This is a genomic window from Methylobacterium jeotgali (assembly GCF_022179345.1).
Taxonomy (GTDB): Bacteria; Pseudomonadota; Alphaproteobacteria; order Rhizobiales; family Beijerinckiaceae; genus Methylobacterium; species Methylobacterium jeotgali.
Genome location: NZ_BPQR01000082.1, coordinates 1 through 6894, shown reverse-complemented (window position 1 = coordinate 6894; position 6894 = coordinate 1). Strand labels below are relative to the sequence as shown.

The following is a 6894-nucleotide window of genomic DNA, read 5'->3' as shown; positions in this document are numbered from 1 at the left end:
CGCGCACAGCAGACCGCCGAGACGACGGGGCCGGGCGGCGTCACCCTCGACATGCTCTCCGTCATCGGCGCCGCCGCAGCGAACGGCTACACGGCGGCGCCACAGGGGCTCAACCTGACGACGCCCAATCGCAGCGGCAGCCGCCTCGACCTCTCGCCCCTCCAGACGCCGGCGAGCGTCGAGATCATTCCCGGCCAGAAGATCCGCGAGCGCGGGCAGGAGACGGTCTCGGAGGCGGTCACGCAGAACGCCACCGGTATCACCACCATCGGCGCGCCCGGCAACGGCTTCTCCTCCTACACCGCCCGCGGCTTCGCCGGCCTCAACTCGGTGATGCCGCTCTACGACGGGACGCGCCTCTACGTCGGCTCGGGCACCATCACCTACCCGTTCGACACCTGGAACGTGGACCGGATCGAGGTGCTGCGCGGCCCCGCCTCGGTGCTGTTCGGCGAGGGCGCCATCGGCGGCATCATCAACGTCGTGCCCAAGAAGCCGACCTTCGTGCCCGTCGGCGAGGCTCGCGTGGCGGGCGGCTCCGACGGGGTGGCGCGGCTCGCCGTCGATACCGGCGGCCCGATCGGCGAGAGTCTCGCTTACCGCCTCAACGTCAGCGGCAACCGGGCCGACGGCTGGCTGCGGCGGGAGGGCGAGTTCTCGAACCTCGCGGTCTCCGGCGCGCTCCTGTTCCAGGCGACGCCCGACCTCGCCGTGACCCTGTCGAACGACTACGGCTACCAGGAGCCGCTGCGCTACTTCGGAACGCCGCTCATCAACGGCCGCATCGATCCGCGCACGCGCTTCACGAACTACAACGTCGACGACAGCCGGATCATCTTCAAGGACAACTGGACCCAGCTCAAGGTCGAGTGGAACCCCTCCGCCGACGTGACGATCCGCAACACCGCCTACCGCCTGACCTCGAACCGCCGCTACCGGGACGTCGAAACCTACGCGTTCCGCCCGGCGACCGGCCTCGTGCGCCGCAGCGACTACATCGAGATCTGGCACGACCAGGAGCAGATCGGAAACCGCTTCGACGCGACCTTCCGCGGAAGCCTTCTCGGCATGCGCAACACCGTCGTGGCGGGTTTCGACGTCAACCACATCGATTTCCTGCACACCAACAACTCGCCCTATGCGGGCCTCACGGACGTGAACCCGTACGCCTTCGATCCGGGCCTGTTCCTGCGCGCCAGCGCCACGAGCCCGGGCTTCCGCACGAGCACGAACCAGGCCTCGCTCTTCGTCGAGGACCGGCTCGAGGTCACCGACCGGCTCTCGCTCATCGCGGGCGCGCGCTACGAGGCGTCGAGCATCCGCCGCGACGACCTCCGCAATCCCGCCAACAGCTTCACCAAGGATTTCGAGGCGGTGAGCTACCGCTTCGGCGCCGTCTTCAACCCGACGCCGGAGAGCGCCCTCTACGCGCAGTACGCCACCGCCGTGGACCCCGTGGGCAGCCTGATCTCGCTCAGCGTGACGCAGAAGGACTTCAAGCTCTCGACCGGCGAGCAGGTGGAGGTCGGCTACAAGCAGTCCTTCTGGGGCGGGCGCGGCGAGTTCACGCTCGCCGGCTACCGGATCGGCAAAGACAACCTGCTGGTGGCCGATCCCAACCGCCCGGCCGTCACCGTGCAGGTCGGAAGCCAGTCGGCGCAGGGCGTCGAGGCGTTCCTGGCGCTCGGGGTGACCGAGACGCTGCGCGTCGAGGCGAACCTCGCCCTGCTCCACGCCCAGTACGACGCCTTCACGCAGTCGGTGGGTGGGGCGGCGGTCTCCTACCGAGGCAACCAGCCCGTCAACGTGCCGGAGACCGTGTCGAACGTCTGGGCGACCTGGGCCTTCGCGCCGCGCTTCGAGGCCCGCGCCGGGGTGCAGTACGTCGGCGAGACCTATGGCGACTTCGCCAACACCGTCCGCCGGCCCGGCTACACGGTCGTCAACGGCGGCCTCGACTACCGGGTGAGCGACACCTCGCGGATCTCGTTCCGGGTCTACAACCTGTTCGACCGGATCTATCCCGTCACCGGCAACTCCTCGATGTGGCTGCTCGGCCGGCCGCGCTCCTTCGAGGTCGCCTACAGCACCGGCTTCTGAGCCGGCCGGGAGCGGTGAGGGCCGCCGCTCCCGGCCGCTTTCAGAACGACAGCTTCATGCCGCCGACGAAGCTGCGCGGCGCGCCCGCGTAGATCGAGCCCGTCGTGGTGGCGAGGACGGCCGCCCCGTTCTGGAGGCCGGTCGTCCCGCTGATCGAGTTGGCGAGGTTCTGCGCCGAGGCGACGTAGGTCGTATCGAACAGGTTGCGCACCTCGAGATAGAGGCTCAGCCGCTTGGCGTAGGTGCCGGCGAGCGCCGTGTCGTAGTGGACGTTGGCGTTGACGATCGCGTAGCCCGGCGCCTTCAGCAGGTTGGCATTGTCGACGTAGAAGTCGCCCTGGACCACGGTCTCGACGAAGGCGCCGAGCCCGGCGAGCGGCCCCGCCGGCACGTCGTAGCCGATACGGGCGAGAAGCTGGTGGGCGGGAACGCCGGGGATCGACCGCCCGGCCCGGTCGAAGCGCCGCGTCAGGCCGCCGGCGCTGATCTGCTCCACGTAGTCCGTGTAGATCTGGTCGTTGAAGCCGTAGGAGGCGCTCGCCCGCCAGCCGGGGGCGAAGTCCCACCGCGCGCCGAGCTCGATGCCGCGATGCTCCGAGGCCGGTGCGTTGAAGGTGTAGGCGAGGAGCCCGGCGCCGGGCGACTGCGAGACCAGCTCGTTGCGGAAGAACTCGTAGAAGCCCGTCAGGCTCACCGACACATCGGGCAACGGCGTCCAGTCGGCGCCGAGGTCGAAGCCGAGATTCTCCTGGGTCTGGAGCTGCGTGTTGTTGCCCGGCAGCCCCGCGGAGGTGACGAACAGGTTCGAGGCGGCCGGCGTCGTGTAGCCCGTCGCCACGCGGCCCCGGAACTGCCACTCCGTCGAGGGCCGGTAGACGAGGGCCGCCTCCGGGCCGACGTTGAGGAAGGTGCGGTTCGCGTCGGCGATCGTGCGCGTCGTGCCCGCGGCGCTCGTCGCGTAGGCGAAGTTCCGGCCGGTGATGCTGGTGTTCTCGGCGGAGAGTCCGAGCACGCCCGTCCAGCGGTCGGACAGCGCCAGCTCGACCCGCGCCCGGCCGCCGAGGTTCGACTGCACCGCCTCCTGGTCGCCGATCAGCGCGCCGAGGCGGGGCCCGCCGTAGGGCGCCCGGTTGTAGGTGGTGATGTGGTTGTCGATGGTGCTGTAGGCCAGCGCCACGTAGCCCACCGCCGGCAGCCCGAGGATGTCGCCGCGCCGGGTCAGGTCGGTGAGGAAGTTCCAGGCTGGGTACGAGCCGCGCGAGGAGGTCGTGTAGAAGGGCTGGTTGAAGTTGCGCTCGTCGAAGCCGAGCTGCGTGCGCCAGGTCGTGAAGGCGTCGATGTCGTGCTCCCAGCGGGCGGCGACGATGGTGCGGCGGTCGTTGCGCTGGAGCGCGGCCTCGGTGGCCGTCACCGGCACGGTCGCCCCGAAGGCGCCGTTGAGGAAGTAGTTGTAGGTCGTGCAGCCCGGCGCCGCGCTCGCCGCCGCGAGGCAGCCCCGCTGGTAGGGGTTGATGCGATACTGGGCGAGGGAGGAGCGCGCCGCGAGGTTGGCGTGGAGGTCGTTGTTGACGACCTTGAGGGTGAAGCGGTTGTCGGGCGTCGGCGTGTAGCTCGCGAGCAGGTTGATGGTCTGCGTGTCGTAGGAGCTATGGTCCTGATAGCCGTTGCCGCGCACGTCGCTGGCGAACAGGCTGATCTCCACCGGGCCGCTGACGCCGCCGACCGTGAAGTAGTTCGACAGGTAGCCGTAGGAGCCGGCATCGACGCCATATTCGTAGCCGTCGATCTCGCGGCCGGTGCGGGTGCGGAAGGCGATCGCCCCGCCGGTGGCGTAGTTGCCGAACAGGGGCGACTGCGGGCCCCGGAACACATCGATCCGCCCGTATGCGCGCGGGTCGGTGATGTCGAACCGCGAGGCGCCGTCGGGCTGGGTGACGACAAAGCCGTCCTCCAGGACGACCATGTTCTTGATCACGCCCGTCGAGCGGGCGTTGTTGCCGCGGATCGAGACGATCACGTCGCGGGCGCCGTTGCCCTGGCGGACGGTGACGCCCGGACTGTTGACGAGCACCGAGCCGATGCTCGTCGCCGGCCGGTTCGCGATGGTGTCGCGGCGGTCGATCTCGGTCACGACCTGCCCCACCGGGTTCTCGATCACGAGGGGCGCCGAGCCCGGGGGCGAGGCGACGCCGAAGGCCCGCGCGGGCGCGGCGCCGCCGCCCTCGCCGGTGACGGACAACTCGGACAGGGACACGCTGCCGCCGGCCTCCTGGGCGAGGGCGGCGCCGGGAAGGGCGGTCGAGGGAAGGGCGGCGGAAAGGAGCAGCGCGGCGGCGCGCGTTCGGCGGGGATGGGCGGGCATCGGAGGGAACTCGATCTGATCGGTGCGAAGGGCTCGGCGGAGGTTGGATCAGATCGGTGCCGGCGGTCCCCGCGGCTGCGCCGTGCGGTGCGGAGCCGGCTGGGACGCCGGCGGCGGCGGGAGCGGCCAGGTCACGATGCTCCAGCGCAGCGCCCGCGAGGGCTGCGGAGCGCTGGCGATGGGCGGGCTCGCCGGCCCGACCGTGCAGAACGGGCAGGCCTTGCAGCGGGACCCCGCCGGAGGCGGCGCCTCGTCGGCCACGTTCGCGCCGGGTACGTGCCCGCAGATCACCGGGTCGCGCAGCGGATCGACCGAGGTCGCCGCGTGCAGCGCCAGCCCCGGCGCCACGGACTGCACCCACAGCGCCAGCAGCAGCAGGCCCGCGCTCAGGGCGCGGCGCGCGGTGCTCAGGCGGGAGGAGGGGGGAGGCACGGGACGCTGCCCGGTCTGGCGCTGTCAGGCGGCCGCGCGCCTCCGCCCGAGATCGAGCAGCGCCCGGACGCCGATGTCGGCGGCGAGCATGGCGAGGATCGCGAGGCCCGTCAGCGGAAACAGCGCCCCGAGCCCGGCCACGAGCAGGCTCACGCCCGCGAGGGCACGCCGGTCGCGGGGCCAGGGCGGCACGCCGATTCCACCGGCCGGGCGCCGCTTCCACCACATCGCGGCGGCCGTCACCGAGAGCAGGATCGTCGCCAGGCAGAAGACCAGCATCGCGAGCTGGTTGAGCCGACCCCAGTGCTCGCCCTTGTGAATGCCGATACCGTACTGGACGAGCCGCGCGACCCAGCCGAGATCCTGAAAGCGCACGTCGACGAGCGGCCGGCCGCTATACTGGTCGAGGGAGATCATCCGCTGGCGGGCGACGTCGCGCGGGTAGGCCGCCGCGGCGTAGACGCCGGTCTCGCCGACCGGCAGCGACAGCTCGAAGCCGCGCGGCATGCCGAGGTCCCGCAGGATCCGGACGGCCTCGTCGGGGCCGATGGCCACGCCCACCGCCGGCCGGGAGACCGGGACCGGCGCGTCCTGCATGGCCCACCCGGCGCTCGGCAGCACCTCCCGCATCGGCACGCCCGAGACGGCCTTGTCGGCCCAGAGGACGCGGGGCTGTCCGAGGCCGGCCTCGTTGGACCATGTCCGGAGCTGCTGGCCCCACCAGATCGACCAGGGCAGGCCCGTGACGGCGAGGAAGAGCAGCCCCGCGCCGGCCAGCAATCCGATGAGCGCGTGCAGGTCCCGCCACCAGACCCGGCTGCGCGGGCTGCCGCGCAGGGCCACCCCACTCTGCCCTTTGGAGCGCGGCCACCAGAGGGTGAGGCCGGTGACCACGAGGATGACGGCGAAGCCCGCCACGATCTCGACGATGCCGTTCGCGACCGGGCCGAAATAGGCGAGGCTGTGCAGGCGCCGCACCACCATCATCGGTTCCCGGTCGGCGGGGACCCGGTCGAGGACGTCGCCCGTGTAGGGGTTCAGGGACACGAGGACGCGGCGGCCGTTCTCGACCATGGTGACCACCGCCGCGCCCGTCGCGCTCGGGGGATCGACCACCGAGACGGGCTGCCCCTCCGGCACAGCCTCGGAGGCGTTGAAGATCAGGCGGTCCAGGCTCGCGGGCGTGCCGGCCTCGACCGCGACGACGCTGCGATGCGCGAGCAGCGTGCCGTTGATCTCGTCCTTGAACAGGTAGAGCGCCCCCGTCGCCGAGAGCAGGATCAGGAAGGGCAGGCAGAGCAGCCCGGCATAGAAATGCCAGCGCCAGACGGCGCGATAGAGGGCCTCGCGCGGAATGCGCGTCGGGGCGCCACGGGTGGTGGCGCCGCTGCGGGGCGGGAAGGGCATGGGAGATCCGCATCTGAACGATCGGGCGAGGGGATCGATCAGGCGGCGGGCGGACCTCGGGGGCTGATTCCCTGCTCGGGCGGGGCTCGGGGCTGCAGACCCTCGGCGGCGGACCGGACGGACGGCGTCGCGACTGGCTCCGGCCACGCGACGGCCAGCACCACGGACGGAACCGGGGCCGGCTCGATCGCCCGGACCTGGGTGCAGCAGGCGTGACGGTCGCAGGTCGTGGTCCCGCCGTCCTGCGCCGGATCGGCGTGGGAGGCGCACAGGACCGCCTCCGGAGCCGGCGGTTGCGCCAGCGCCCCTGCGAAGGCACCGAGAAAGGCCTGGAGGCACAGGGCATAGAGCGCGACCACGGCGATGATCGCGCGAACGCGGATCAGCCGGGGATGCCACGCATGCATCGGACCTGTCTGGGCAAAGGCCCTGGCGAGGTCAATCGGCCCGCCCCATCTCCTCCCCGCCCCGAAGCTTCTGCGCCTCGATCCGTCCCAGTCTGCGGGACGATGTGGCGGGAGAGGCACAGCGCGACCGATTGCGCGGGAGGCCGTTGACGACCCGGTGTCCTTCCCGCCATCGGTGTGGGTGAC

5 protein-coding genes are annotated in these 6894 nt (G+C 71.5%); 1 reads left to right on the top strand and 4 read right to left on the bottom strand.

Features of this window, described 5'->3' with window-relative positions:
• The first annotated feature begins 51 nt into the window (after positions 1–51).
• Entirely contained in the window at positions 52–2100 is a 2049-nt protein-coding gene (locus tag MFF04_RS19645) for a TonB-dependent receptor (RefSeq protein ID WP_238278356.1), read from the top strand.
• A 40-nt stretch (positions 2101–2140) separates the two neighbouring features.
• Here MFF04_RS19645 and MFF04_RS19640 read toward each other — a convergent pair whose 3' ends face one another.
• The 4 genes from MFF04_RS19640 to MFF04_RS19625 are packed head-to-tail and all read right to left on the bottom strand — an operon-like array spanning position 2141 to position 6708.
• Positions 2141–4462, bottom strand: a complete 2322-nt coding sequence (locus MFF04_RS19640; protein WP_238278354.1) for a TonB-dependent receptor family protein — start codon at positions 4460–4462, stop codon at positions 2141–2143.
• Between the two features lie 48 nt (positions 4463–4510).
• Positions 4511–4894 carry a hypothetical protein gene (locus tag MFF04_RS19635; protein ID WP_238278352.1) on the bottom strand — a complete coding sequence of 128 codons (384 nt, stop codon included), beginning with the start codon at positions 4892–4894 and terminating at the stop codon, positions 4511–4513.
• A gap of 24 nt (positions 4895–4918) precedes the next feature.
• Positions 4919–6301, bottom strand: a complete 1383-nt coding sequence (locus tag MFF04_RS19630) for a PepSY-associated TM helix domain-containing protein (protein ID WP_238278350.1) — start codon at positions 6299–6301, stop codon at positions 4919–4921.
• Between the two features lie 38 nt (positions 6302–6339).
• Positions 6340–6708, bottom strand: a complete 369-nt coding sequence (locus tag MFF04_RS19625; RefSeq protein ID WP_238278348.1) for a hypothetical protein — start codon at positions 6706–6708, stop codon at positions 6340–6342.
• Positions 6709–6894 lie beyond the last annotated feature (186 nt).